Origin of the sequence: Rhodococcus sp. SJ-3 (assembly GCF_051918125.1) — a bacterium.
Taxonomy (GTDB): Bacteria; Actinomycetota; Actinomycetes; order Mycobacteriales; family Mycobacteriaceae; genus Rhodococcus.
Genome location: NZ_CM123306.1, coordinates 5,247,422 through 5,271,726, shown reverse-complemented (window position 1 = coordinate 5,271,726; position 24,305 = coordinate 5,247,422). Strand labels below are relative to the sequence as shown.

24 protein-coding genes and 1 pseudogene are annotated in these 24,305 nt (G+C 67.1%); 14 read left to right on the top strand and 11 right to left on the bottom strand.

Annotated elements, in window-relative coordinates:
- Positions 1–254 precede the first annotated feature (254 nt).
- The 6 genes and pseudogenes from ACTDXD_RS24570 to ACTDXD_RS24545 all read right to left on the bottom strand — a co-directional run bounded on the left by ACTDXD_RS24570 (position 255) and on the right by ACTDXD_RS24545 (position 3,187).
- On the bottom strand, positions 255–719 hold the full coding sequence (locus ACTDXD_RS24570) for a hypothetical protein (RefSeq protein ID WP_440127831.1): 465 nt from the start codon (positions 717–719) through the stop codon (positions 255–257).
- A gap of 16 nt (positions 720–735) precedes the next feature.
- Positions 736–885: pseudogene (locus ACTDXD_RS24565) on the bottom strand (DUF4158 domain-containing protein); the annotation flags it as partial.
- A gap of 90 nt (positions 886–975) precedes the next feature.
- The gene (locus tag ACTDXD_RS24560) at positions 976–1,380 is read right to left on the bottom strand and encodes a pentapeptide repeat-containing protein (protein WP_440127778.1); all 405 of its coding nucleotides are present in this window, start codon (positions 1,378–1,380) and stop codon (positions 976–978) included.
- A gap of 389 nt (positions 1,381–1,769) precedes the next feature.
- Positions 1,770–2,339 (bottom strand): zeta toxin family protein, encoded by a 570-nt coding sequence (locus ACTDXD_RS24555; protein WP_440124783.1) that lies wholly within the window; start codon positions 2,337–2,339, stop codon positions 1,770–1,772.
- The gene (locus tag ACTDXD_RS24550; RefSeq protein ID WP_440124782.1) at positions 2,336–2,722 is read right to left on the bottom strand and encodes a TA system antitoxin ParD family protein; all 387 of its coding nucleotides are present in this window, start codon (positions 2,720–2,722) and stop codon (positions 2,336–2,338) included. Before ACTDXD_RS24550 ends, ACTDXD_RS24555 begins: the two co-directional genes overlap by 4 nt.
- Before the next feature lie 111 nt (positions 2,723–2,833).
- Complete coding sequence (locus ACTDXD_RS24545) at positions 2,834–3,187, bottom strand: VOC family protein (RefSeq protein ID WP_440124781.1); 354 nt, start codon at positions 3,185–3,187, stop codon at positions 2,834–2,836.
- Positions 3,188–3,365: 178 nt separating this feature from the next.
- Between ACTDXD_RS24545 and ACTDXD_RS24540 the strand changes: the two genes are divergently transcribed.
- The 3 genes from ACTDXD_RS24540 to soxR all read left to right on the top strand — a co-directional run bounded on the left by ACTDXD_RS24540 (position 3,366) and on the right by soxR (position 7,731).
- Positions 3,366–4,439: a class I SAM-dependent methyltransferase gene (locus ACTDXD_RS24540; RefSeq protein ID WP_440124780.1), complete on the top strand. Its 1,074-nt coding sequence runs from the start codon at positions 3,366–3,368 to the stop codon at positions 4,437–4,439.
- Positions 4,440–5,450: 1,011 nt separating this feature from the next.
- The gene (locus ACTDXD_RS24535; RefSeq protein WP_440124779.1) at positions 5,451–7,151 is read left to right on the top strand and encodes a cation:proton antiporter; all 1,701 of its coding nucleotides are present in this window, start codon (positions 5,451–5,453) and stop codon (positions 7,149–7,151) included.
- Between the two features lie 130 nt (positions 7,152–7,281).
- Entirely contained in the window at positions 7,282–7,731 is a 450-nt protein-coding gene (gene soxR / locus ACTDXD_RS24530; RefSeq protein WP_169690209.1) for a redox-sensitive transcriptional activator SoxR, read from the top strand.
- A gap of 30 nt (positions 7,732–7,761) precedes the next feature.
- On the opposite strand, the gene ACTDXD_RS24525 is transcribed toward soxR, so the two are convergent.
- A complete protein-coding gene (locus ACTDXD_RS24525) occupies positions 7,762–8,526 on the bottom strand; it encodes an SDR family NAD(P)-dependent oxidoreductase (protein ID WP_440124778.1) in 765 nt (254 codons plus the stop codon).
- A 107-nt stretch (positions 8,527–8,633) separates the two neighbouring features.
- Here ACTDXD_RS24525 and ACTDXD_RS24520 point away from each other — a divergent pair, with 107 nt between their 5' ends.
- From ACTDXD_RS24520 to ACTDXD_RS24500, 5 genes are read left to right on the top strand one after another with little or no spacing between them, the layout of a single operon-like run.
- Positions 8,634–9,578: a hypothetical protein gene (locus ACTDXD_RS24520; protein ID WP_440124777.1), complete on the top strand. Its 945-nt coding sequence runs from the start codon at positions 8,634–8,636 to the stop codon at positions 9,576–9,578.
- Entirely contained in the window at positions 9,575–10,726 is a 1,152-nt protein-coding gene (locus tag ACTDXD_RS24515) for an STM4014 family protein (protein WP_440124776.1), read from the top strand. The genes ACTDXD_RS24520 and ACTDXD_RS24515 overlap by 4 nt, the downstream gene beginning before the upstream one ends.
- Positions 10,723–11,580 carry an STM4013/SEN3800 family hydrolase gene (locus tag ACTDXD_RS24510; protein WP_440124775.1) on the top strand — a complete coding sequence of 286 codons (858 nt, stop codon included), beginning with the start codon at positions 10,723–10,725 and terminating at the stop codon, positions 11,578–11,580. The genes ACTDXD_RS24515 and ACTDXD_RS24510 overlap by 4 nt, the downstream gene beginning before the upstream one ends.
- The gene (locus tag ACTDXD_RS24505) at positions 11,577–12,932 is read left to right on the top strand and encodes an STM4012 family radical SAM protein (RefSeq protein ID WP_440124774.1); all 1,356 of its coding nucleotides are present in this window, start codon (positions 11,577–11,579) and stop codon (positions 12,930–12,932) included. Before ACTDXD_RS24510 ends, ACTDXD_RS24505 begins: the two co-directional genes overlap by 4 nt.
- Positions 12,929–13,912: an STM4011 family radical SAM protein gene (locus ACTDXD_RS24500; RefSeq protein WP_440124773.1), complete on the top strand. Its 984-nt coding sequence runs from the start codon at positions 12,929–12,931 to the stop codon at positions 13,910–13,912. The genes ACTDXD_RS24505 and ACTDXD_RS24500 overlap by 4 nt, the downstream gene beginning before the upstream one ends.
- A gap of 30 nt (positions 13,913–13,942) precedes the next feature.
- Here ACTDXD_RS24500 and ACTDXD_RS24495 read toward each other — a convergent pair whose 3' ends face one another.
- From ACTDXD_RS24495 to ACTDXD_RS24485, 3 genes are all read right to left on the bottom strand, one after another.
- Positions 13,943–14,569, bottom strand: a complete 627-nt coding sequence (locus tag ACTDXD_RS24495; protein WP_440124772.1) for an RES family NAD+ phosphorylase — start codon at positions 14,567–14,569, stop codon at positions 13,943–13,945.
- On the bottom strand, positions 14,566–15,093 hold the full coding sequence (locus ACTDXD_RS24490) for a hypothetical protein (protein ID WP_440124771.1): 528 nt from the start codon (positions 15,091–15,093) through the stop codon (positions 14,566–14,568). Before ACTDXD_RS24490 ends, ACTDXD_RS24495 begins: the two co-directional genes overlap by 4 nt.
- A 106-nt stretch (positions 15,094–15,199) precedes the next feature.
- Entirely contained in the window at positions 15,200–16,330 is a 1,131-nt protein-coding gene (locus tag ACTDXD_RS24485; protein WP_440124770.1) for a M24 family metallopeptidase, read from the bottom strand.
- A gap of 43 nt (positions 16,331–16,373) precedes the next feature.
- On the opposite strand from ACTDXD_RS24485, the gene ACTDXD_RS24480 reads away from it, so the two are divergent.
- Genes ACTDXD_RS24480 through ACTDXD_RS24470 form a run of 3 tightly spaced genes read left to right on the top strand, consistent with a single transcriptional unit; the run spans position 16,374 to position 18,799 of the window.
- On the top strand, positions 16,374–17,363 hold the full coding sequence (locus tag ACTDXD_RS24480) for a 5'-3' exonuclease (RefSeq protein WP_440124769.1): 990 nt from the start codon (positions 16,374–16,376) through the stop codon (positions 17,361–17,363).
- A gap of 44 nt (positions 17,364–17,407) precedes the next feature.
- A complete protein-coding gene (locus ACTDXD_RS24475; protein ID WP_440124768.1) occupies positions 17,408–17,611 on the top strand; it encodes a hypothetical protein in 204 nt (67 codons plus the stop codon).
- A 60-nt stretch (positions 17,612–17,671) separates the two neighbouring features.
- Positions 17,672–18,799 carry a flotillin family protein gene (locus ACTDXD_RS24470; protein ID WP_440124767.1) on the top strand — a complete coding sequence of 376 codons (1,128 nt, stop codon included), beginning with the start codon at positions 17,672–17,674 and terminating at the stop codon, positions 18,797–18,799.
- 68 nt (positions 18,800–18,867) lie between these two features.
- Here ACTDXD_RS24470 and ACTDXD_RS24465 read toward each other — a convergent pair whose 3' ends face one another.
- Complete coding sequence (locus ACTDXD_RS24465) at positions 18,868–19,479, bottom strand: maltokinase N-terminal cap-like domain-containing protein (RefSeq protein ID WP_440124766.1); 612 nt, start codon at positions 19,477–19,479, stop codon at positions 18,868–18,870.
- 286 nt (positions 19,480–19,765) lie between these two features.
- Between ACTDXD_RS24465 and ACTDXD_RS24460 the strand changes: the two genes are divergently transcribed.
- From ACTDXD_RS24460 to katG, 3 genes are all read left to right on the top strand, one after another.
- Positions 19,766–20,515 (top strand): alpha/beta hydrolase, encoded by a 750-nt coding sequence (locus tag ACTDXD_RS24460; protein WP_440124765.1) that lies wholly within the window; start codon positions 19,766–19,768, stop codon positions 20,513–20,515.
- A 296-nt stretch (positions 20,516–20,811) separates the two neighbouring features.
- Entirely contained in the window at positions 20,812–21,858 is a 1,047-nt protein-coding gene (locus ACTDXD_RS24455; RefSeq protein WP_440124764.1) for a hypothetical protein, read from the top strand.
- A 255-nt stretch (positions 21,859–22,113) separates the two neighbouring features.
- Entirely contained in the window at positions 22,114–24,303 is a 2,190-nt protein-coding gene (katG, locus tag ACTDXD_RS24450) for a catalase/peroxidase HPI (RefSeq protein ID WP_440124763.1), read from the top strand.
- Positions 24,304–24,305: the final 2 nt, after the last annotated feature.

Genomic DNA, 24,305 nt, shown 5'->3' with positions numbered 1-24,305 from the left:
GTTTACTTCCCTGGGGCAGTTCGATGATCACGGCACCCAGCCAAGTCCGGCTGCGGATCAGTCGTCGTCCTCGGGGCGTCGGGATCGCGCAACGGCCGGTGGCCGCCGAGTTCGGACAGATGGAAGCCGTAGTGACCCTCGAACCGATATGGCGGCGCCCGAACGCCGAGAGCCGGGTTGACCGGCGCCGTGTTCGCAACCGCCATCGCCTCAGCACAGGTAATGCTGATCGACGTGCCGGAACAGGTCACGGGTCAACGCGTCCGCGCCCCGGTGAAACCACCGGCGCCAGGACGACATTCATCGCCTGCGAGCACAGCACCGCCGCAACCGACACCCCGAGGTTCGCCGCCCGTGCGCCGGTGCAAGCGACGTGGGTGAACGATTCGGCGAACTCCGGTTCCCACGCCATTCCCGACAGCAGATGTGCGCGGGTCACGCCACTTCGAGGAGTGCTCGGCGAAGTCGATGTGCCGCATCATCGCCGGAAGGAGCACCCGCACCGCCCCGGCGGTGCGAACATTCGGGCTGTCGCCTGTCGCCCACGCCTGATCAGCGATCCACGCCACCAGCTCACCCTCTATATCGGCGAACTCGATCAGCCCGTACCGGCGGATGATCTTGTCCTGATGGCCGTACCGGGTCTGCCTGCGGTCCAGATACAACTTCACACCACGGATCATCGATGCCCAGCTGCTCGGCCAGATAGTCCACCACATTCGCCGGCACCTCCAGCGGATCCGGCAGGAACATCCCCGGGTAGCGGACCGTCACGAGCTGGACGGAGAACCCCAATCGATTGCTGTCGCGGCGCCGCTCGGCAATCAACTCCCGGCCCTGTTCGTCGAGATGGAAGAACCGCTCCAACTCGGCCCGCGTCAACACCCCCGAACTGGCCGTACCCGGCACCACACCCTCATCACGCACAGCCGCTCATGAAACCAGCGCCACGACACCACTCAGCAACCACCCCAATCAGCCCCACCGGACAGACTTAGCGCGACTTTGCGCACCACTGGACCCCACATGCGTACTCGGGAACACGAATCCACCGCATGTCGCGCCGTTCGCAACATGCGGTGGACTTTTCGTTGCGGCATGCACGAGGGAAGTGTCCGTGAAATTGGCCGCTTCGAAATCGGATCTCGACAAGTCCGCGCTCGACAGATCGGAACGACTGAGATCGACACCTGCCAAGTGTCCGTGCCGCAGGTCGATCGACGGAAGGACTGAGGATGTCAGTCCGGTTCTCAGGTGTGACCAGCGAGATAGTCGCGACAGACGAGGCACGCTCGTTTCAGGCGGAGCAACTCCGCGAGCGTCGGCCCACCAACTCGATCGAAGCGACAACTCCTCGATTACTACTTTCCGGACGAACATTTCACTCCGCAAATCTGCGAGGTCTTGGGGTGGACGACCACAGTTATACCGTCGGATTACGTCGATGGCGGTTTGCGCTTCGCTATCGTTTCCTGAGGACACCCAGTCGTCCGCGAGCGAGAGCATTCCGTAGATTCCAGCCATGCGGACAGCAGGGGAGGTGTGTCCCAGCTGTTCTGAACATGCAGAGTACCGCTCTGCTCTCAGGCGATCCCGGTCGTGGCCTCTCATCTCTTCATGATGAGAGATATCGACCTGACGGTTCAGGGCTGCGCTTCTGAAGGCGAGCACGGCCGCCGTGACGACACCTCCCCCGGCGACTACCGTTGCGAGCGGCTGAGCCAACTCGATCATGAATCCCCCTCTTAAACTGATTGTGACAGAACATATTACCCAAGTTCGGTGAGCGAGACCGGCGCCCACACCGGCCACCGGATCACCCCCACCGGAGCCCCCGATGCGAACCTCGCAATCACCGCCGGGGTACCAGACGCCGTGTCGTACACGGTTGCCTGATCGGCGCGACCGATCGCGTCGACGACCAGCGGCCACAACCGCCGATACCGCGACCGGATCTTGTCCTCCGGCACCGAATGCCCACCCGATTCGACCCGATGCGCCACACGCCGCACCGACATCGCCTCCGGCACCAACATCACATGCAGCACGACCGTGAACCCGGCAGCCTGCGCCCGGTCGATCAGCTCGAGCTTCGACGGGTGGGAGAACACCGTCTCGGCGATGAACGACCGCCGCTGCCCGAGCAGTCGATCGCGCGCCGCAGCCGCCAATTGTGCCGCCTCGTACGACATTTCCTCCGCCCGGTCAGGCCAGCGTTGCCGCGCGATCACATCCGCGTTGACGAACACACTGCGCGGCAGCAGGGGAGCGAGGGTCAATTCGACGAACGTCGACTTACCGGCCCCGTTCGGGCCGACGATCAGGTCCAGACGCCTCATTCAGTGTCGAGAACCCGCGTCGTGCCGTCGGGGTGCTGTTCGACCAGCCGGCCCTCGGCGTCGAGCACGACGGTGGTGACGCCGCGCGCAGCGAGGACTCCGGTGTAGTCGGCGCCGGCAAGATCGTCGGCGATGCGGGCGTCGATCTCGGCGTTGAACAGCCGACCTTCGGCGGGGGTGAGCTCGGCGGTGGGGCGGGTGCCGGCGAGGGCGTCCCGTACGCGATGCAGCGATGCGGTTTCGTGGGCCGTCATGGCTCGGCCGATACGCGCCCAGTATTCGAGTTGCTGGCGACCCGTGCGATTCTGCCGGCCGCCCTCGGCAATGGCGCTGTCGACGAGCTCGGCGTCGAAGCGGGTGACCTTGTCGGTATACGAGGGCATCACGACCTCCATGTGTAGCAAACTGCTACTCATCGTAGCGGAGTGCTACAACCCGCGCATCCTCCCGTGCTGCACATGTGGCGAACCGGAAGGCTGCGGCGGGGGAGCAGGTCAGCGCTGGAGTGGACTGTAGAACACCAATCCGTTGCCCTTATTGTCGTACACCACGGCGCGGCGTTCGTGCGCGTCGTCGTACGGGTCCTTCACGATGCCTCCGCCGGCCTCTTCGATCGCCTTCGCGGCGGCGTCCACGTCGTCGGTCTTGATGCCGACGACGACCTGACCGTGGATCGGATGGTCGACGTCGGTGGCGAGTGCGAGGGTGACGCCGCCGCCGTCGAGGGCCGCGAAATGCGTGCCGTCGCGAAACTTCAGGCCCATACCCAGGGTGTCGCTGTAGAACTTGATCGACTCGTCGAGATCGTCGGTCGACAGCACGATCATCTTCACTTCATGGCTCAACATTGCCTCCTCGAACGAAAGTTGCCTCAGCGTAACCCGTTCCGAGTCCGATCGGTCAGGGCCGATGGTCACCCATCGTCGGCACTCCGCCGCACTCCGCGCTCTCCGAGGCTGCGGCGACGGAGGTGCACCCCAGCACGCCTAGAATGTGATGTACATCACTATTCCGAGGAGGTGTGCAATGGCCACACCTGACATGGAGGAAATCGACCAAGGCAAGCTGGAGCAGGCACTCGGGCAGCTGGTCATCGACATGGGCGCCGCGCTGAACAGTGCATTGGTCCTGATCGGCCTCGACCTGGGGTTCTGGGAAGCGCTCGACGGCAACGGCCCGACGACTCCCGAAGCGCTGGCAGAACACAGCGGCGTGCGTGAACGCTATGTGCGGGAATGGTTGTCGGCGCAAGCCGCAAGTGGGTACCTCATGCACGATGTGAGCACCGGGACCTTCACGCTCGCGCCGGAGCAGGCGATGGCCTTCGCCCGCATCGACAGCCCGGTCTATCTGGCTGGTGGCTACCATCTGATCAGTGCGGTCTTCAAAGACAGGGAAAGGATCACCGAACGAATTCGTCAGGGCCGAGGATTCGGCTGGCACGAACACGACACCGAGTTGTTCACCGGAACCGAGCAGTTCTTCCGGCCGGGCTATCGCGCCAATCTGGTCGACCAGTGGCTCCCTGCACTGAATGGCGTCGTCGACACACTCACGGCAGGCGCCGAGGTAGCCGACATCGGATGTGGGCACGGCGTCTCCACGACACTCATCGCGCAGGCTTTCCCGAACTCGACGGTGCACGGCTTCGACTATCACGACGGATCCATCACCCGGGCGCGAGCACTGGCGGCCGAGCAGGGCATCGACAACGTGGACTTCGCTGTCGCATCGGCGGCGGACTATCCGGGCCATGACTACGCCCTGGTGTGCTATTTCGACTGCCTGCACGACATGGGCGACCCGGTCGGTGCACTGGCTCATGCACGCGAGACGTTGGCCGACGACGGCACCGTGATGCTCGTCGAGCCGTATGCGCACGACGATCTCGCCGAGAATCTCAATCCGGTCGGGCGGATGTACTACGCGGCCTCGACGGTGCTGTGCACGCCGTCGTCGCTCGCTCAGCCGGTGGGGCTCGGCCTCGGCGCACAGGCCGGTGAACGGCGTCTCGCCGCGGTAGCAGCGGAAGCAGGGTTCCGTAGCTTCCGCCGGGCCACCGAAACGCCGTTCAACCTGGTGCTGGAGGCGCGTTCCTGAGGCGCTACCGTCCACCTCTCAAAACGTCACGTGACGTTTTGAGAGGTGGAGAAGCGGTGCCGGGGAGTGAATGGGGAGCCGGCGGACCGGGCCGCGGCGGAGAGCCCACGCAGACCGGGCACCGGCAGTCAGGTGTGCCGGTCACGGAAACGGACATGCGCTCGATGAGACGGGCTCGGAGTGATCCCGCAGAGGCCGACCCGAAAACCGGGTGACCGCCGATCGACGACAGCAAGGCCGAACCACGCGACGACGTGCACGGCACGATTCGTCGCACCGATGCGGCACACACCGATGCAGGCTGGGAACGCCCGATAGTGCGACAAAACCGCAGGTCGCAATTTTGCCGATAATCTACATTATGTCAAGTAATCGGAATCCGGGCCTACCCGATGGGGTGCTCGGGGCGGGTTCTGCTGATGTGGGTGACGTTGTGGGATGGTTTCGGCTCTGCAGATGAAGGCCCGCTGGTCCGCCCTGCTCGGCGGACTCGCTCCGGTCTCACGGTCCGCATCGGCACCGGTGCCGCCTGCGCGCGGTCGTCGGCGTGGGTGTCACCGGCGTGTCCGTTTCCTGCCGTCGCGGCGTCACACAATGTCGGCTCGATGGCCACGTGTCGCGGAATGCGCGCTACCCGGTGTCGTCACACAGAGTCGGCGAACCCACCCCCACTGCAGCGTCCGGCTCCCCGCTCGAGTTGATCTTGATGGATAATCACCATTATCCACGAAATCTATTGGTCTACAGGGGCTTTGCACGCTCAACCTCACGCCGTCAGGCAACGGAGCACGCCGAGGCGGCAACGCCATGTGGTCTCCGAGCCGTCGTGACCGCGGCGCCTTCGGGTACCGCGCCAGGATTCGACTCCCGTCCCACCGACGGGCGACAGTGACTACCGGTCCTCAGCCCCCTGTCGGCGCAGTCGTCCGAGCCTGGGCCACCACTCCCCTGCGTGCGCCCCTGCTACCGGGCTGTGACAGCGCCTGACCGGTGCCGTAGGAAAATAGTCGGATGGACTTGACCTTGATCGCGATCATCGGTGTCGCAAGCATCGTCTCGGTCGCGGCCTTCTCGAAACGACTCGGGTTGGCCGCTCCCCTAATGCTTGTGGTCTTCGGAACAATATTGAGCTTCGTACCGGGCGTACCCGACGTCGATATCGAACCCGAACTGATCCTGGCCGGGATTCTGCCTCCACTGCTGTACTCGGCGGCGGTCACCATGCCCGCACAGGACTTCCGCCGAAACTTCAAGGCCATCAGCGGACTCGCCGTCCTGCTGGTGATCGTCACGACCGCAGGCGCGGGCGTGCTGTTCCACCTTCTGATTCCCGACCTCGGGTGGGCCGTATGCTTCGCCCTCGGAGCCATCGTCAGCCCACCCGACGCGGTCGCTGCCACCGCAGTCGGACGGAAGCTCGGTCTGCCGTCACGCCTACTGACCGTGCTCGAAGGTGAAGGGCTCGTCAACGATGCCTCCGCCCTGGTTCTGCTGCGATCCGCGATCGCTGCGATGGCAGGCGCTGTGTCGCTCTGGCAGGTCGCGGGCGACTTCCTCCTCTCAGTGGTGGTCGCAACCGTGATCGGCATCGTCGTCGGAATCGTCAACGTCCGTGTGCGTGCCTGGTTCGAGGACTCCGTGCTCAACACCGCGGTCTCGTTCGTGATCCCGTTCGTCGCGTTCGTTCCGACCGAGCACCTCGGTGCGTCCGGTGTCCTCGCGGTAGTCGTGGCCGGTGTCGTCACCGGCCACCTCGGTCCCAGGTATCTGCGCGCAGAAGACCGCATCACCGAGGAAACGAACTGGCGCACCGTCGCATTTCTCCTCGAGTCCGCAATCTTCCTCATCATGGGCTTGAGTCTCGAACACCTCCTCGATGAGGTCCAGGACGCCGGCCTGCCCACCGGCCACGGCCTGCTGATCGGTCTCGTCGCGACCGTGTTCGTCATCGCAGTCCGCATGCTGTTCGTGGTCCCCCTCGTCGCCGTGCTCAAACGTGACGAGCGTAAGGCCGCAGAAATCCGTCCCCTGCTCGAACGCCGGAGAGAACGGCTGGCACAGCACCCGGACGAGTCCGGCCTGCACCCGCGCCGCCGGGCAATGGTCACGCGCCGCTTCGACCGTGCCAGCGCCGACATGGACTTTCTCGTCACCGAGACTCTCGGCTGGCGCAGCGGCGTAGTGCTCGCGTGGTCGGGCATGCGTGGGGCCATCACCCTCGCAGCCGCCCAGTCCTTACCCCACGACACGCCGTACCGGGCCGAACTGGTACTGATCGCCTTCGTCGTTGCCGTGACCACCTTGCTCCTGCAAGGACTGACTCTGCCGATGGTCATCCGCTGGGTGAAGGTGCCCGGCGATGACCCAGCGCGTCTTCGCGACGAGTACGGCCGTCTGCTCAGCGAACTGGCATACTCCGGGGAGCAGGCCCTCGCGGCCGGCGCCGCCGATGCCGATCCGGAAGTGCTCGATCGGGTGCGCAGCGACAGCCTGATCGGCAAACGCGAATCGCTCGGCACCACACCCGATCCGGTCCGTGACACACGCCGTGAAGAGTACCTCCGGCTACGGCTGCTCACCATCGAGGCGGAACGTCGAGCCCTCCTCGCCGTCCGCGACCGCGGGACCTACAGTTCGCAAACTCTCAACGCGGCGCAGCGTCGCCTCGATATCGAAGAGACCCGGTTGCAGATCGTCGGCGAACACGACTGAACCGGTCGAGCCATGTGTGTAGTGGGAGGCGGTCGGGGCTGTCATGCCCCGTTCCCTGCTGTGGGCGCGGCATTTCGGTACTGTGCAGCACACCGAACCCACGAGTCTCTCTATCTCAGGACGGCCGACGATGACTGCTGGAGTGTGGCTGACGCCCGGACAACTGTCCGAGCGTTCCGGTGTTGCGGTCTCGACGCTGCACTACTACGAGTCGCGTGGATTGATCGACAGTCGCCGCACGTCCGGTAATCAGCGTCGCTATCGGCGTGACACGTTGCGGAGGGTGGCGTTCATCCGGATCGCGCAGGGCGTGGGAGTGTCGCTGGAGGACATCAAGAAGGCACTCGACTCGCTTCCCGACAGTAGAGTGCCGACCGCGGAGGATTGGGCGCGCCTGTCGTTGATGTGGCACGACGAGCTGACCCGCCGTATCGAGGCGTTGACCGAGCTGCGTGACGATTTCTCAGGATGCATCGGGTGCGGATGCCTGAGCTTGAAGAGCTGCCCGTTGGCGAACCCGGGGGACGTGCTCGCCAAGGAAGGTCCGGGCCCTCGACGGCTTCCGGTGCGGGGCGACTGAACCGTTACCGAAGGTGTCGCCGTGAGCGCCCTACCGCGGCATCCGCCGCCACACCGCGCGCGGCAGCAACCGCATCCCGAAGAACACCGGCCGCAGCACCGCCGGCACCCACACCTCACCGCGACCACGCTGCAATGCCCGCACCGTCGCGTCCGCCACCTGCGGCGCGGTGCTCGAGAACGGTGCAGGACTCATTCCCTCGGTCATCCGGCCGATCACGAAGCCGGGCCGCACCAACAGCAGCGACACACCGCTGCCGTGCAGCGCGTCGGCCAAACCGGACGCGAACCCGTCCAATCCGGCTTTCGCCGACCCGTACACATAGTTCGCGCGGCGCACCCGCCACCCGGCGACCGACGAGAACACCACGATGCGCCCGCTGCCCTGCGCACGCATCCGCTGCGCCAGCACCGTGAGCAGCCCAACCTGAGCGACATAGTCGGTGTGCACGACCGCGACCGCGTGCGCGGGATCGGTTTCGGCGCGGGCCTGGTCCCCGAGGATCCCGAAGGCGAGCACCGCCACGTCGATCGGGCCGTGCGCAGCACTGATCGAGTCGAGCACGGCAGTGTGGGTGTCGAGTACGTCGGCGTCGAACTCGACGGTGTGCACCTCCGCCGCCCCGGCCGCCCACACCTGCGCAACCGGACTGACGAGGTCGTGGGCGCGGCGCGCGGCCAGCACCACGATGCGTCCCGGCGCCAATCGGGCGGCGATCTCGACGCCGATTTCGCTGCGTCCGCCGAACACGACGATGGGGCCTGTCGCCGCAGAACCGGCTGTGGTGTTGCTCATGATGCCAGTGTGCCGCGCGGCTCCCTCCGAAACGAGTCGGGGCCATGTCATAGGGTGCCGACGGCACACTTCGGCCGACCCACTCCCTCGGAAACGGAGCATCACCGGTGACGATCTCGACCCCTACCAGTACCTTCGCTGGACTCCCCGTCGAGCACTACAGTTCCGACACCACGACCCCCGCCGATCCCGCCGCGGTCGCATGGAAGGTCGCGACCGACTGGCGGCGCGGCGACGACGGATTCGTCGACGATCTCCTGTCTCTCGCCGGGCAACCCTGGGCCGGACAGATCACCACGCTGGTGTTCGGATGTTGGACCGAGGCCAGCGATCCACTGCCCGCAGACAAGGTGGTGCCGCTGCTCGCAGCATTCCCCGCGGTGCGGCACCTGTTCATCGGTGACATGACCTTCGAAGAGTCGGAAATCTCATGGATCGACTGGGGTGATCTCGGAGCGGTCCTCGCTGCGACCCCCCGGCTCGAAACGCTCCAGCTGCGCGGCGGCAGTACCTCCATCGTCAACGATCCGGTCTCGTTCGCCACACCCACGCTGCCGCGCCTGCGGTCGCTGACCGTCGAATCCGGTGGGCTACAGCGGGGATACCTCGACGCGCTGCTCGCCATCGACGCGTCCGACCTCACCGACCTCGAGCTCTGGCTCGGTGTCGACAACTACGGAGCCATCACCGATCTCGATCCGCTCACCGCGCTGCTCGCCGGCGACCGGTTCCCGGCGATGACCCACCTCGGGTTACGTAACAGCGACCTGGCCGACCGCGTCGCCGCGGCACTGGCACAGGCACCAGTCCTGCAGCGCATCACTGTGCTGGATCTGTCCAACGGCACGCTGACCGACACGGGAGCCGACGCGCTCGCCGCCGCCGATCTCGGCGCTGTGCGCACCTTGATCCTCGACCATCATTTCGTCTCCGATGAGGCGTTGATGCGGCTGCGCGCGGCGCACCCGCACGTGGCGATCTCGGCCGACGACCGGCAGGAACCCGAAGAGTACGGCGGCGAGGCCTATCTGTATACCGCTGTCTCCGAATGACTTCCACACCGACGATGCTGCTGGTCGGGAATCCGGGCAGTCGCCGCACGACTCTGCTTGCCGCGGCGTGCCGCCGGGCGGGTCACCGGGCACCGCAGGTGTTGAGTTGGCGCACGGTCCTCGCGGGCGGGCCCTCCCGGGCGGGTGCGGTGCTCGCCGCGGCCCTGGCCGCACCGGGAGCACCGGCTCTGGTGCGGATCGACTCCCCCGGCGACGACCCGATCGTTGACCGGTTGCTGCGTGAGGCTCCCGACTGTGCACCCCGCGGTGCGATCACCGCCGGTCCCGACTGGTATCGGGGTTTCTGCACTGCCACCGGCGCGCTCGGCGATGCGGCCGCCGCGGCCGGTGCACGTCTGACCACCGATCCCGCCGACCTGGGGGTGCTCTTCGACAAAGCCGCCTGCCACGTCCGTCTGGAGGCCGCCGGTGTCCCGGTACCTGCCGCGCTCGGGGCCGCTATCCGTGGCTGGGACGACCTGCGGGCCGGACTGCGGAGACGCGGCTGGACCAGGGTGTTCGTCAAGCCCGCTCACGGCTCGTCCGCGTCCGGGGTACTCGCGCTGCAACTGCGCAACCACCATGCGGGCGCCGACGTGCTTGCCCGCGGGCCGGTGCGGTGGCACCACGGGAAGCCGGTCAACAGCCTGCGGCCCGGCACATTCCGCGGCGACAAGGAGGTCGGGGCTCTCGTCGATGCGCTCGCCGTGCATCGACTGCACGTCGAACAGTGGTTTCCGAAACTTGTTCTGCGCGGCAAGGCCGTGGATGTGCGGGTCCTCGTGGTGGCCGGCACCGCGACGCACGCGGTGGTGCGCACTTCACGTGGCTCGGTGACGAACCTGCACCTGGGTAATGCACGCGGTGATCTCGCGGCACTGTGTGCGGTGCTCGGCGATGCGGGGTGGCGGCGGGTGCTCGACGTCGCCGAAGCCGCCGCCCGATGCTTCCCCGGCATGCACACCGTCGGTGTCGACGTGCTCGTCGGTGCGCGAGCCGGATCATCAGGGAGGATACCCACCCCGGTGGCGGTTGCCGAGGTCAACGCCTTCGGCGATTTGCTGCCCGACCTGCCCGGCCTCCACCGCCCCGAGCACGACACCTACGACGCCCAGATCCACAGCCTGACCGGAGCTTTCACTGCATGACCCAGATCCCCGCGTTCCGCGATGTCGTCGGCACCCACGACATCGTGTTCGTCACCCTCGACACGTTGCGTTTCGACGTCGCGGCCACCGAACTGGCCGCCGGCCGCACCCCGAACTTCGCCGCGCTGCTCCCCGGTGGGCAGTGGGAGCAGCGTCATACCCCCGCCACCTTCACTTTCCCCGCTCATCAGGCGTTCTTTGCCGGGTTCTTGCCCACCCCGGCCGACGGCGGCGACCACGAGCGGTTGTTCGCCGCGGAGTTCCCCGGCCACACCGAAGATCTCCTCGGGTCGGGCACCTGGCTGTTCGGCGAGGCCACCGTCGTCGAGGCGCTCGCCGCTGCCGGTTACCGCACCGTGTGTCTCGGCGGGGTGGGTTTCTTCAACCGGCAGACCGCGTTGGGTTCGGTGCTGCCCGACCTGTTCGAGGAAAGTCACTGGGCCGAGGCCACCGGGGTGACCGACCCCGAGAGCTTCGATCATCAACTCGACGTGCTCGACACACGCCTCGCCGTGGACGATCCGCGCCCCCGGTTCGTGTTCGTCAACGTGGCGGCGCTGCACCAGCCCAACCACTTCTATCTCGACGGCATCGCGAGTACTCCCGAGACGCGGCGCCCCGACACCCGGGAAAGTCACGCCGCGGCCTTGCGGTACGTCGATTCGCGGATTCCGCGCCTGACCACAATGCTCGCGGCCGGCCCCCGCCCGGTGTTCCTGATCGTGTGCTCCGATCACGGCACCGCGTACGGCGACGACAACCGGCACGGGCATCGCCTCGCCCACGACTGCGTGTGGACGGTGCCGTACGCGCACACCGTCCTGCCGCACCTCACCCCAGGAGCCACCGCATGACCGACGCCCCCATCGACTTCGACGCGTCCCCGTACCAGGGGTACCTGTACGCCTATCCGCACAAGAGTGCCTACCGTCCCCTCGACCCGTCGCCGCGGTTGCGGGACGTGTGGGCCGGGCAGGACCTGTCGTCGCTGTTCCTCTATGCCCACGTCCCGTTCTGCGAGATGCGCTGCGGTTTCTGCAATCTGTTCACCACCGCCCGCCCACCCGCGGATCGGGTCTCCGACTATCTGCAGGCACTGCGTCGTCAGGCCCGGCAGGTGCGCGCCGAACTCGACGCGACGGGCCGCGACGCCCACTTCGCCACCGCTGCGATCGGCGGCGGCACCCCCACCTATCTCGAACCGGCCGAACTCGACGACCTGTTCGATATCCTCACCGGCTTCGCCCCGGAACTTCCGTCTCTGCCGATCGGGGTGGAGACCTCCCCGGCGACTGCCACCGCGGATCGGCTCACGGTGCTCGCCGAGCGCGGGGTGCACCGCGTCAGCATGGGTGTCCAGAGTTTCCTCGACCGCGAAGCACACGCCGCGGGCCGTCCCCAACACCGCGCCGACGTCGACGCCGCCCTCGACCGGCTGCAGGACGGCCGGTTTCCCGTCGTCAACCTCGATTTGATCTACGGTATCGACGGGCAGACCCCCGACACCTGGCAGTATTCGCTGGACACGGCGCTCGCGCGGCGCCCCGAGGAGATCTACCTGTATCCGTTGTATGTGCGGCCGCTGACCGGGCTCGGTCGCCGCGCCGGCGACGAGGCGCTGCGGGATCCGGACTGGGACAGCCGTCGTCTCGGGCTGTATCGACAGGGCGTTGCCGCGCTCACCGCCGCCGGATATCGCCAGCATTCCATGCGGCAGTTCCGCCGGGCCGATGTGCCGGGCGACGACACCGATTACTGCTGCCAGAACGACGGCATGATCGGACTCGGCTGCGGTGCCCGCTCCTACACCGATACCCTGCACTACTCGTTCGACTATGCCGTCGGGATCCCCGCGGTGCGCACCATCCTCGACGAGTACAGCGCCACCACCGATTTCACCGCTGCCACCGTCGGAGCCCGCCTCGACGACCAGGAACAGCGTCGCCGCTGGCTGATCAAGACCCTGCTGCGCACCGAGGGGATGCGCACCGCCGATTACACCGGGCGGTTCGGCAGCGACCCGCTCGTCGACATTCCGCAACTCGGTGCCCTGACCGGTCGCGGTTGGTCCACCCATCGGCCCGATCCCGGGGGCGGGACCCGGATCCGATTGACCGACGACGGACTCGCGCACTCCGACGTCATCGGGCCGTGGCTGGTGTCGACGTCGGTCCGTGCGGCGATGGCCACGGCTGTGATCCGATGACCGACTCGTGCGCGCCCGAGTTGACGATCCTCTATCGCGGTCCGCTGGCCAGCTGCAACTACGATTGCCCGTATTGCCCGTTTGCGAAGCGTCGTGACAGTCGCGCCACGCTACGCGCCGACCGGGCCGCGCTCGCCCGGTTCGTCGAGTGGGTCACCCGCAATCCGCAGCGGCATCGGCAGCTGTCGATCCTGTTCACTCCGTGGGGTGAGGCCCTGACGCGCTCCTGGTATCGCGAGGCGCTGGCGGCGCTGTCGCATCTGCCGCATGTGGGGACCGTCGCGGTGCAGACCAACCTGTCGTGCCGCACCGGCTGGCTTGCGGCCGCCGACCCCGCCCGGGTTGCGTTGTGGTGCACCTATCATCCCGGTGAGACGACCCTCGAGAAGTTCGTGGCGCGCACCGACGAACTCGACGCGATGGGGATCCGGCATTCGGTGGGCATCGTCGGGCTCGCCGACAACCTCGCCGCCGCCCGCGCGCTGCGCGCGGCACTGCCGGAGCACACGTATCTGTGGGTCAACGCCGAGGACGGTCGCGGTTACGACCCGGCAGAGGAAGCGGTGTGGACCGCGCTCGATCCCCTGTTCGGGTACTCGGTGCATCCACATCCGGCGGCGGGGCAGCCGTGCCGCACCGGGGAGAGCGTGATCAGTGTCGACGGCGACGGGTTGGTGCGGCGCTGCCATTTCGTGGCGGCGCCGCTCGGCAACCTCTACGACGGCACATACCTGCACGCGCTACGGCCGCGTCCATGTCCGAACACGGTGTGCGACTGCCACATCGGGTATGTGCATCTCGAGACACTGCCGCTCTACGACGTGTTCGCCGGTGGGATCCTCGAACGCATCCCTGCTGGTCGCCCGGATCTGGCGGGTGTGTGCAGTCGGCCCCGGCCGGATGCGTCTCGGCGTGCCGGCATGCCAGGTATCGGCAGGAGCGCTGCAGGCGAGGTGGGCCGGAGGACGGCGTCGCGGTGATCCGGGGTCGGCGCAAGCATCGTCGACGGGTCATCTGGGGGCTGGTGGTAATACGTCGATGTGTAGGGGGCCGCAGGTCTCGATAAGCCAGTCGAGGCCGGGTCCGGACTGGAAGATCCGGCCGAATGAGCTGTCCTGCCGAAGTGCGTTCCGACAGCGGTCGCCGAACAGGACCACGGCCCGGGTGTCGTTGCATTTACGGGAGGCCCACGCCAGCCCGTCGAAGCCGGCTTCGTGGGCGGCCTTCGCCCACAGCACGGTGCGCGGGTATTCGCTGGCGTCGGTATCGGTGACATGCCGGGCTTCCACTCCGAGGCGGCGCAGGCCGAGGCCGCGCAAACTCGCCAGCTGCAGGTCGCGGGTCACCTCGATCTTGCCCATCACCTTGTCGGCATACGCAGCGTACGGGAGGATGCCGCCGCCGACGGGAATGTCGTGCAGCAGAGACTCTGCGAGCGCTGCCTCTTCCGTGTCGGCGGCGTACAGGACCGGCACCACCGGGCCACCGAAGAACGCGAATCGGGTCCGGCTGCCGTATCGGGGATTGAATTCGCCGACAGTTCGGGTGTTGCTGTGCACCCGGTACAGGCGTTGACCTGTAGTGAGGGGATCGGTGTCGGCGTCGAACGGCCGGGGCGGCGCGCCGGCCGTGTTCACCAGGAGACCCCGAAGGATTCTGCGGCGACTGTCAGGATCTGCTCGGCGTCGTCGATGATGTCCACGGGCCGACTACCGCTGAGGTAGGTCGTCGGTGTCATCATCCACTCGATCAGGCTCGTCTCATCCCAGCCGTGCTGGTCGCCGATGTCGCGGAGTGCGGCGATCACGGGCCGGATGCCGGTGGCCTCGAACTGGAAGGCGGGGTACAGCAGGTATTTTCCGCGACGCAGCGCGAGTAGCCGTCCCTCGCTGCGGGCTGCGGTGGCCGCGTTCCGCCGTGCGACGGCACGAGAGCTCATTCGGTCGGCGGCCTGCGCGCTGGTGAGCAGGCCGAACTCGGTGTCGATGCGGTCGTACAGATTCTGTTGGGCCTGCACGGCCCGCGCCAACGCGGGTGAGGCCGCCGTCAGCTGTGCAGCGTGGATTGCCGTGCCGAGTGCGGTGACATTGCGTCGAGTTTGTGCCAGGTCGGATGCGACGGCCATCGCCAGGCCTTCAGGGGTTGCTGTCTCGGGGTTCATCGCATACCTCCACATGCGTTCTGTGCGGTTAATGGTATCGCACTAAACGCATGTGGTGGTCTGCGCTGACTTCCCTACCAGGGGTTCGTCGTGCTGAGCCGGAACGTCAGCCCGGCAGCACCGTCAACCCGTGCGGACGCCGATTGACCGGCTCGCAGCCGTCGTCGGTGACGATGACGATGTCCTCGATGCGGGCACCCCATTCGCCGCGGAAATAGATGCCCGGTTCGACGCTGAACGCCATGCCCGCCCGCAGCGGTTCAGTGTTGCCCCCCACGATGTACGGCTCTTCGTGCACCGACAGGCCGATGCCGTGCCCGGTGCGGTGCACGAAGACCTCCGCGAGGCCCTCGGCGGCGAGCAGATCACGTGCCGCGGCGTCGATGTCCTCGGCGCGCGCCCCGGGTTTCACGGCATCGACCGCAGCCTGCTGCGCGGCCTCGAGCACCGCGATCTTCTCGGCGGCCGCGGCATCCGGGGCACCGATGCTGTAGGTGCGGGTCGAATCGGAGTTGTAACCCGGTTCGACCGGACCGCCGATGTCGATGACCACGATGTCGCCGGTGGTGATGACCCGGTCGGACACCTCGTGGTGCGGGTCGGCGCCGTGCGGACCCGACCCGACGATCACGAACGCGGCCTCGGTGTGGCCTTCGGCGATGATCGCGGCGGAGATGTCCGCGGCGACCTGCGCTTCGGTGCGGCCCGGGCGCAGCCATTCCCCCATCCTGGCGTGTACCCGGTCGATGGCAGCACCGGCGCGACGCAGTGCCTCGATTTCGTCACTGTCTTTGATCATGCGCAGATCCCGGATCACCCCGGTCGCGAGCACCGGAACGTGATCGAATGTCGCGGCGAGCGGCACCAGATGCAGCGCGGGCATCGCGTCGGCCACCGCAATCTTCCCGCCGGCGGGGACGAGGTCCGCGACGATCGCGTACGGGTTCTGCCCGTCTACCCAGTCCCGTACCGGCAGTGCGAGTTCGGCGACGGCGGACTCGTTCAGCGACGCCAACTCGAGGCGCGGCACGACGATCGCGGCGGTCGAGCCGTCGGTGGGGATCACCAGGGCGGTGAGGCGTTCGAACGATTCGGCGCGGGACCCGATGAGGTACCGCAGGTCGGGGCCGGGGGTGATCAGGAGCGCATCGAGTCCGGCAGCGGCACCGAGTTCGGCAGCGCGGCGCAGTCGGGCTCCGTAGCGGACGGCGGGGAAGCGGGACTCAGCGGTACTCATGTCGTCGAGCCTAATGCCCGGTGAACGATGGCAGGATGAGTCCGTGACCGAACCCGACATTTCCGCATCCGCCGACGCCGGGCCCGCCCTCCGGACGCCATCACTGTTGCTGCTGGACAGCGCGAGCCTGTGGTTCCGCGCGTTCTACGGCGTCCCCGCCTCCCTGACCGGACCGGACGGCACTCCCGTCAACGCGATCCGCGGGTTCGTCGACATGGTTGCATCGCTGATCCGGCGGCACCGCCCCACCCGGATGGTCGCCTGCCTGGATCTGGACTGGAGGCCCGCGTTCCGGGTCGTGGCGGTGCCCAGCTACAAGGCACACCGTGTCGCCGCCGGTTCTGTCGACGGCAGGGTCGAAGACGTCCCGCCCGCACTGGTCCCGCAGGTCCCGGTGATCCTCGAGATCCTCGCCGCCGCGGGCATCGCCACCGGCGGCGCCGACGGTTTCGAAGCCGACGACGTGATGGGCACCCTCGCCGCGACCGAACGCACCGATCCGGTGGTGGTCGTCAGCGGTGACCGGGATCTGCTGCAGGTCGTCACCGACACCCCGGTGCCCGTGCGGGTGCTGTACGTCGGCCGGGGCCTGGCCAAAGCAGAATTGTTCGACCCGGCTTCGGTCGCCGTCAAATACGGTGTTCCCGCCGAGCGGGCGGGCGCCGCCTACGCTGAGCTCGCGGCGCTGCGCGGCGACCCGTCGGACGGATTGCCCGGCGTCAAAGGTGTCGGGGAGAAGACCGCATCCGGGTTGCTGATGCAGTACGGGTCCCTCGCGGCGGTGCGCGCGGCGGCGCTCGACGAGTCCACATCACTCGCGAAAGGCATGCGCAGCAAGCTTGTCGCCGCGTCGGACTATCTCGACGTGGCGATGCCGGTGGTGCAGGTGGCCACCGACGCGCCGGTGCAGCGTTCGAAGGCCGACGAGTTGCCGTCGTCGCCGGCCGATGCGGACGCATTGACCGCCCTCGCGCAGCAGTGGGGTGTCGAACGGGCCGTGGGGTCGCTCACCGCGGCCCTCGCCGGTCGGTGACCTGCCGTATGACCGACCAGAATCCGATCGGGAGGATCGGACGAGTGACGTTGGCGACCCGCGGGACCGCCGGGCCCGGACAGGTGGAAGTGACCATCCGCGGCGGCCGGGAAACCTACACTGCGTGGTCCGCGGATCCGCTGCCGGCGATGTGCACCGTCCTGGTGATCGCCGAGCGCGGTGGCCGCACCCTCGACGTCGAGCCCTGGCTGGACCTGGATTTCGAGAACGCGGCAGGCGCTACCTGACACAGCACTATCCGACCAAGCAGTACCTGACCAGAGCAGCACCTGACCAGAGGAGTACGAATGTTCGGCTATCGAGTGCCCGCCCCCAACCAAGCCCTGCTCATCTCCGGCGGCAATCGCGGAGGAGACGGGGCGCCGTTCCGTGTGGTCACCGGCCAGGGCGCGTTCGTGATCCCGGTTCTGCGGAAAGCGGACATCCTGTCGCTGGACCTGCACGAGGCCATCATCAAGGAAACCTGCGTGACCACCCAGGGAGTGGAACTGTCCGTCAGCGCAGTCGTCGCGTTCAAGGTGGGCAACGACAAGGAATCGATCGTCAACGCCGCACAGCGTTTCCTGTCCTCGCAGAAGGGTGCGATGTCGAGCACCGTCGGGGAAATCTTCGCGGGTCACCTGCGGTCCATCATCGGCTCGATGACGGTCGAGGAAATTATTCGCAATCGTGAGGTGCTCGCCTCACAGGTGCTCGACAGTTCCAATGTGGAGATGGGGCGGATGGGTCTGATCGTGGATTCGATGCAGATCCGCTCCATCGACGACTGCGACTCCGGTTACATCGATTCCTTGCGGGCACCACACCTCGCGCAGGTGGAGCGGGAAGCGAAAATCGCGCAGGCCGAAGCAGATCGGGCCTCCGCCGAAGCCCAGCAGGAATCCCGTCGCCGTCAGGCGGAGTACATGCGTGAGACCGCCATCAAGGAAGCCGAGATCGAGGCGGAGACCGATCGTGTCAAGGCGGAGTCCGCGCAGGCGGGGCCGCTCGCGCAGGCCAAGGCGCAACGCGAGGTTCTCGAGGCGCAGTCGGAACTGGCGATCAAGCACGCGGCGCTGCGGGAGAAGCAGCTCGAGGCAGAGGTCATCAAACCCGCGGAGGCACGGGCGCGGGAGACCGAGATCTTGGCCAAGGCCAAGGCAGAGGAGATCCGGATCCTCGCCGAAGCTGCGGCGTCCAACGATCGTGTCGCACTGGATCAGACGTTGATCGAGCAGTTGCCGCTGATCGTGGAGGCCGCTGCGAAGGGCCTGGCGAACTCCAACCTGACCATCCTCAACGGTCAGGAGGGGGTCAACGACACCATCTCCGGCATGGTCGGTCAGGGTCTGGCTGTGTTCGGGGCGCTGCAGAAAGGCATACTGAGCGGCGACAAGGACGACGACCAGCAGGGCCTGCACGAAATCGCGGGCTGACCCCGCGCGAATCGCACCGACGGTCGGGGACACGGGCAGCTGCTGCCCGTGTCCCCGACCGCGACCATCTATCGGCGGTGTGCCAGGAGCGCGCGGCCGGTGTCCCATTCGCCGAGTAGCGCGGGGCCGGCAGGTTCGGTGTCGACCGGACGGTGATGCACCACCACCGTGGCACCTCCCGCCTCGATCACGGTGTCGGTTCCCACAGCGGCACACCGCGCCTCGGTGACGGCGATCCCCGATGCCAGCCCGGTACCCGTTCCTCGGGCGCGTACGGCGTTCGTGATCTTCCGCGGCTCGGCGCCGTCGATGTGCACGAACTGCTCCGCCTCACATCCGCCGCCGTCGATGGTTGCGAGCAACTGCGTGACGTAGACGGGGTCGGTCGTCGCGTCGTAGACGTAGCGGTGGCCGAGCACCGAATGCTCGATCTGCCCCACCAGTTGCGCAGTCGGCAGCGGCGCCCCGCGGTAGGTCAGCGGCACCTGATAGACGGCCCCGTCCGCGTCGCGCACCAGGTGAATCTCGATACCGACCTCACCGTCCGGGTCGTCGAAGCGGTACGCACCGAGCGGTTCGAGTACCGGAGCGGTTCCCGGGTAGTAGTCGGCGGCCGGCAACCAGGCAGTAATCACGTCCTGCTTGCTCGGCGACAGGTCGGCTGAATACAGGAGGGCCATGGCGTGAGCATAACGGGGCGGGGCGTCGAACCCCGGCCGATCCGGATGCGGTGAGGCGCCGGCGATGGCGGTGTCGACGAACGTGGCACGTCCACGGAATCGGCGCCAACGAAAACCCTGTTGCCCGGCTGCCGCGGCCGTTGCTAGGTTTCCGGGGACCGTGCAAGAGAGCGAGGAGGTGGTACCCGTGAACGCAGTATCGATACGGGTGCTCCCCTGTGGGGTCACGGTCGGACGATAGGTCGTCCGGGAGCGCCGCTCGAGCGCACTCCCGAAAGGCACGACCATGCTCTTCACTTCCGAACACTCCCCTTCCGAACCAGGCGTCGACGACGGCGTTGTCGAACGCACCTTCGTTCTCGGTGAGGTTCCCGGCATCCTGTGGACGCCCGCAGCAGCCTCCGCTGCTGTCCCGTTGATCCTGCTCGGTCATCCGCCACTCGGACTCCACGCGATGTACCCGAGACTGGCGGCCCGGGCCCGCGCCGCCGTGGCGCAGGGCTACGCCGCGGCCACCCTCGAGAACCCCGGAAGCGGTGACCGGCCTCGATCGGCCGCCGCCGATCAGGCCCGAGCCGACCTGCGCCGGGCACTGCAGTCCGGGGAGCCCGTCGGCGACGCGCTCGTCGACCGGCTCATCCTTCCGCTGGTCGACAGGGCGGTCCCGGAACTGCAGACCGCCCTCGACGCCCTGCTCGCGCTGCCGCAGATCCGCGGCCCGGTGGGGTATTCGGGAGGGGTGATCGCCACCGGCGTCCGGCTGGCGGTGGTCGAGCCACGCATCACCGCGGCTGTTCTGTTCGCAGGGAGTTTCGTGCCCCGCACCATCGTCGAGGACGCCCGGCAGGTCACCATTCCGCTGCATGTCCTGGTGCAATGGGACGACGACGGAAACGATCGGCGTGCGGCGTTGGAGTTGTTCGACGCGTTCGGCTCCGCGGAGAAGGCGCTGCACGCGCACATGGGCGGGCACGCCGGTGTCCCGCAGCACGCGAGCGATGAGGCGAACCGGTTCTTCGCTCGGCACCTGAACTGAGGCCCGGTCGGCGGTGCGTCGCGGCGCCGCCGACCGGCCCTCCCGCGGGGGTGCACAGTTTTCGGCCCCCGCAAAATCCTGATCGTCATAAGTGGGGATTATGACGATCAACGATAATACATGCATAGTTGCGCATATGGATCGTGGATTGAAACGAAAAGGCAGCGACTATGTCGTTTGCTCAGTCGAGAGTGCGTAGTACCTGCGATTTTATGATTTAATATCATTTCGTTTCGAGTTACATTTCGAAACACGTACGTTTATGGAACAGTCGGAGACGGTCGAAGGGGTCCGGAATGAGCGATACGACGAATGCGGCGTCCGCGTCACGCGCAGAAGCCGGCAAACCACGCGTCGGCCGACCCCGCAAATACGACTCCCCCGCCGATCGTGTCCGCGCCCACCGTGAACGTGCACGGCTGCGGAAGGAAGCTGAACAACTCGCAGAACTGACCGACCCCGCCAGCCCGAGCGACGCAGCCGCCAACCTCACCGCCGCGGTGACGGCACTACGCACCCTCACCGCCGCAAGCCTCGAACAACACAGCGCGGTCGCCACCCAGATCACGGCGGCGCTCGACAAACTCACCGATCCCGGCGCACTCGACGCGCAGCTGCACCGCGCCGCCACCGAACTCGCCAAGGTCAAGGCCGACGCCGACGCGAAGATCGCCCGCCTGAACGAACAACTCAGCCACGCCACCGACGACCGCGACAACGCCGACGCGGCCGTCGAGGCCGTCGACCGCGAACTGTCCGACGCACGCGCCGCGCATGACGAGCAGATCCGCACACTCGACACCGCGCATCACGACGAACTGACGCGCCTGCATGAAGAGCACGCCGATGCGCTGCGCCGCCACCGAGACGAGCACGCGGCCGCGATCGCCGAACACGAACAGAACGTCAACGACCTGCACGCGACGATCACCACGCAGCGCGAACATCTCGACGCGGCGACGATCGAACGCGACCGGCTCCGCACCGAGGTCGGTGAGCATCGGGACCGGCTCACCCGCGCCGACACCGCGGCCGAACGCGCCCGCGCAGACACCGAGCGGCACGCCACGACCATCGACCGCCTCGAATCCGACCTCGGTCTCGAACGGACCCGTGTCGCCGAGCTCCGTGATGCGCTCGAAGACGCGCGCGTCACCTCCGCCACCGCGCGTGCTGCAGAAACCGCCGCCCGCGACCGCGGCGACGAACTGCGCACCGAGGTCACTGCGCTGCGCGCCGAACTGTCCGCGCTCCGAGCCGACGCCGAGACGAACCGCGCGGAACTCACCCGCCTGCGCGCGGCCACCGCACGGTCTCGGGACGGACACGATCCCTCGGACTAGATCCCGGCCGGACAGCTGCTCGCAGCGCGGACGTCTCGGCTTCTTCGGTGACGATGCCCCGAGCCGTGGGGCCCCGCGAGGTCTGGACCCCGTTCCCACGACAGGGTCATCATGGAGAGGTGACCCGCTCACGGACCGTCGACTCCGCGGCGCATTTCGTCGCCGCGCGGGCACATTCGGCACGGGAGATCCCGCGTTCACCGAACCCCTCCGTGAGCACCGTCCCATTCACCGAACACCGGAAGGAATGGCACCGTGTCCAAGAGCGAAAGCGAAAACCCGGCGATCGCATCCCCTACACCGAAAGCGCACCGCCCCCGCACGATCCGTGACTGGTGGCCCGACCAACTCGATCTGAGTGTGCTCCGTCCGCAGTCTCCCGCGACCGACCCGATGGGTGTGGACTTCGACTATCCGAGCGAGTTCGCGTCCCTCGACGTCGATGCCCTCGAACGGGACATCGTCGAGGTGATGACGACGTCGCAACCGTGGTGGCCCGCCGATCACGGCCACTACGGTCCCCTCTTCATCCGGATGAGCTGGCATGCTGCAGGCACCTATCGGATCGCCGACGGTCGCGGCGGCGGTGGCCAGGGCGCACAGCGGCTCGCGCCGCTCAACAGCTGGCCGGACAACGCCAGTCTCGACAAGGCACGACGGTTGCTGTGGCCGATCAAGAAGAAATACGGCAGGAAGATCTCCTGGGCCGACCTGATCATCTTCGCCGGTAACTGCGCCTACGAATCGATGGGTTTCACGACCTTCGGGTTCGGGTTCGGCCGCGAAGACATCTGGGAGCCGGACGAGGTGTACTGGGGTCCGGAGGACACCTGGCTCGGGGACGAACGCTACAGCGGTGAACGGGATCTCGCCGGTCCGCTCGGCGCGGTGCAGATGGGGCTGATCTACGTCAATCCCGAAGGCCCCAACGGCACCCCGGATCCGATCGCCGCGGCCGTCGATATCCGCGAGACGTTCGGGCGGATGGCAATGAACGACATCGAGACCGCCGCGTTGATCGTCGGCGGCCACACCGTCGGTAAGACGCACGGCGCGGGCCCCGCCGATCTGGTCGGCCCCGAACCCGAAGCCGCCCCGATCGAACAGCAGGGCCTGGGCTGGAAGAATGCCTACGGCACCGGGGTCGGTGGTGACGCGATCACCAGCGGTCTGGAAGGTACCTGGACCCCCACCCCCACGACCTGGGACAACTCGTTCCTCGACACCCTCTACCGCTACGAGTGGGAGAAGACGACGAGTCCCGCCGGTGCGTTCCAGTGGATTCCGAAGGACGGTGCCGCGGCCGATGCCGTGCCCGATGCGCACGACCCGTCGAAACGCCATCCCCCGGTGATGCTCACCACCGACCTGTCGTTGCGCTTCGACGAGATCTACGGCCCGATCACTCGCCGCTGGCTCGATCATCCCGAGGAACTCGAGGCCGAATTCGGTAAGGCCTGGTACAAACTGCTGCACCGCGACATGGGGCCGATCACTCGCTATCTGGGCCCGCGGATCCCCGAAGCGCAAGTGTGGCAGGACCCGGTGCCCGCGGTCGATCACCCGCTCGTCGGCGCCAGCGAGGTCGCCGCGTTGAAGCAGATGATCCTCGACTCGGGTCTGTCGATCCGGCAACTGGTCACCACGGCCTGGGCGGCCGCGGCGAGCTTCCGCGGCACCGACAAGCGCGGCGGCGCCAACGGAGCCCGCCTGCGGCTCTCGCCGCAGAAAGATTGGGAGGTCAACGAACCGGCCGCCGTGGCAGAGGTCATCGTGGTGCTCGACCGGATCCGGCAGGAATTCGACGACCGGCAGAGCGGGGACACGAAGATCTCACTCGCCGACCTCATCGTCCTCGGCGGATGCGCCGGGATCGAACAGGCCGCGGTCGCGGCGGGACACGACATCACGGTCCCGTTCACACCGGGACGCACCGATGCCGCACAAGAGCAGACCGACGCCGAGTCCTTCGCGGTGCTCGAACCGAAGGCGGACGGATTCCGCAACTATCTGCGGGCCGGGGAGAAACAACCACCGGAACGGCTGCTCCTCGATCGAGCGAACCTGCTGACGTTGACGGCACCCGAGATGACGGTGCTGCTCGGTGGGATGCGCGTACTCGACACCGATCACGGTGGGGCTTCCCACGGGGTGCTGACGGACCGGCCCGGAATGTTGACCACCGATTTCTTCGTGACCATCACGGACATGGGTATCGAATGGTTCCCCTCGACCAGCGAGGAGCACGTCTACGAGGGACGTGACCGAGTCACCGGTCACTCCCGGGGAACGGCGACTGCCGTCGATCTCGTGTTCGGATCGCACTCACAGCTGCGGGGTATCGCCGAGGTGTATGCGAGCGATGACGCCCAGCCCAAGTTCGTCCGGGATTTCGTGGCCGCATGGGACAAGGTGATGAACCTGGACCGGTTCGACGTCGCCTGAAC

Bases quoted from the DNA above. Each gene is read 5' to 3' on its own strand.
- ACTDXD_RS24555 (WP_440124783.1), bottom strand. From the start codon at position 2,339: ATGAGGCGTCTGGACCTGATCGTCGGCCCGAACGGGGCCGGTAAGTCG.
- soxR (WP_169690209.1), top strand. From the start codon at position 7,282: ATGACTGCTGGAGTGTGGCTGACGCCCGGACAACTGTCCGAGCGTTCC.
- ACTDXD_RS24485 (WP_440124770.1), bottom strand. From the start codon at position 16,330: ATGAGTACCGCTGAGTCCCGCTTCCCCGCCGTCCGCTACGGAGCCCGA.
- ACTDXD_RS24470 (WP_440124767.1), top strand. From the start codon at position 17,672: ATGTTCGGCTATCGAGTGCCCGCCCCCAACCAAGCCCTGCTCATCTCC.
- ACTDXD_RS24500 (WP_440124773.1), top strand. From the start codon at position 12,929: ATGACCGACTCGTGCGCGCCCGAGTTGACGATCCTCTATCGCGGTCCG.
- ACTDXD_RS24510 (WP_440124775.1), top strand. From the start codon at position 10,723: ATGACCCAGATCCCCGCGTTCCGCGATGTCGTCGGCACCCACGACATC.
- ACTDXD_RS24550 (WP_440124782.1), bottom strand. From the start codon at position 2,722: ATGCCCTCGTATACCGACAAGGTCACCCGCTTCGACGCCGAGCTCGTC.
- ACTDXD_RS24515 (WP_440124776.1), top strand. From the start codon at position 9,575: ATGACTTCCACACCGACGATGCTGCTGGTCGGGAATCCGGGCAGTCGC.
- ACTDXD_RS24560 (WP_440127778.1), bottom strand. From the start codon at position 1,380: ATGTTCGTCCGGAAAGTAGTAATCGAGGAGTTGTCGCTTCGATCGAGT.
- ACTDXD_RS24505 (WP_440124774.1), top strand. From the start codon at position 11,577: ATGACCGACGCCCCCATCGACTTCGACGCGTCCCCGTACCAGGGGTAC.
- ACTDXD_RS24490 (WP_440124771.1), bottom strand. From the start codon at position 15,093: ATGAACCCCGAGACAGCAACCCCTGAAGGCCTGGCGATGGCCGTCGCA.
- ACTDXD_RS24465 (WP_440124766.1), bottom strand. From the start codon at position 19,479: ATGGCCCTCCTGTATTCAGCCGACCTGTCGCCGAGCAAGCAGGACGTG.
- ACTDXD_RS24540 (WP_440124780.1), top strand. From the start codon at position 3,366: ATGGCCACACCTGACATGGAGGAAATCGACCAAGGCAAGCTGGAGCAG.
- ACTDXD_RS24545 (WP_440124781.1), bottom strand. From the start codon at position 3,187: ATGTTGAGCCATGAAGTGAAGATGATCGTGCTGTCGACCGACGATCTC.
- ACTDXD_RS24535 (WP_440124779.1), top strand. From the start codon at position 5,451: ATGGACTTGACCTTGATCGCGATCATCGGTGTCGCAAGCATCGTCTCG.
- ACTDXD_RS24460 (WP_440124765.1), top strand. From the start codon at position 19,766: ATGCTCTTCACTTCCGAACACTCCCCTTCCGAACCAGGCGTCGACGAC.
- ACTDXD_RS24455 (WP_440124764.1), top strand. From the start codon at position 20,812: ATGAGCGATACGACGAATGCGGCGTCCGCGTCACGCGCAGAAGCCGGC.
- ACTDXD_RS24570 (WP_440127831.1), bottom strand. From the start codon at position 719: ATGTGGTGGACTATCTGGCCGAGCAGCTGGGCATCGATGATCCGTGGT.
- ACTDXD_RS24525 (WP_440124778.1), bottom strand. From the start codon at position 8,526: ATGAGCAACACCACAGCCGGTTCTGCGGCGACAGGCCCCATCGTCGTG.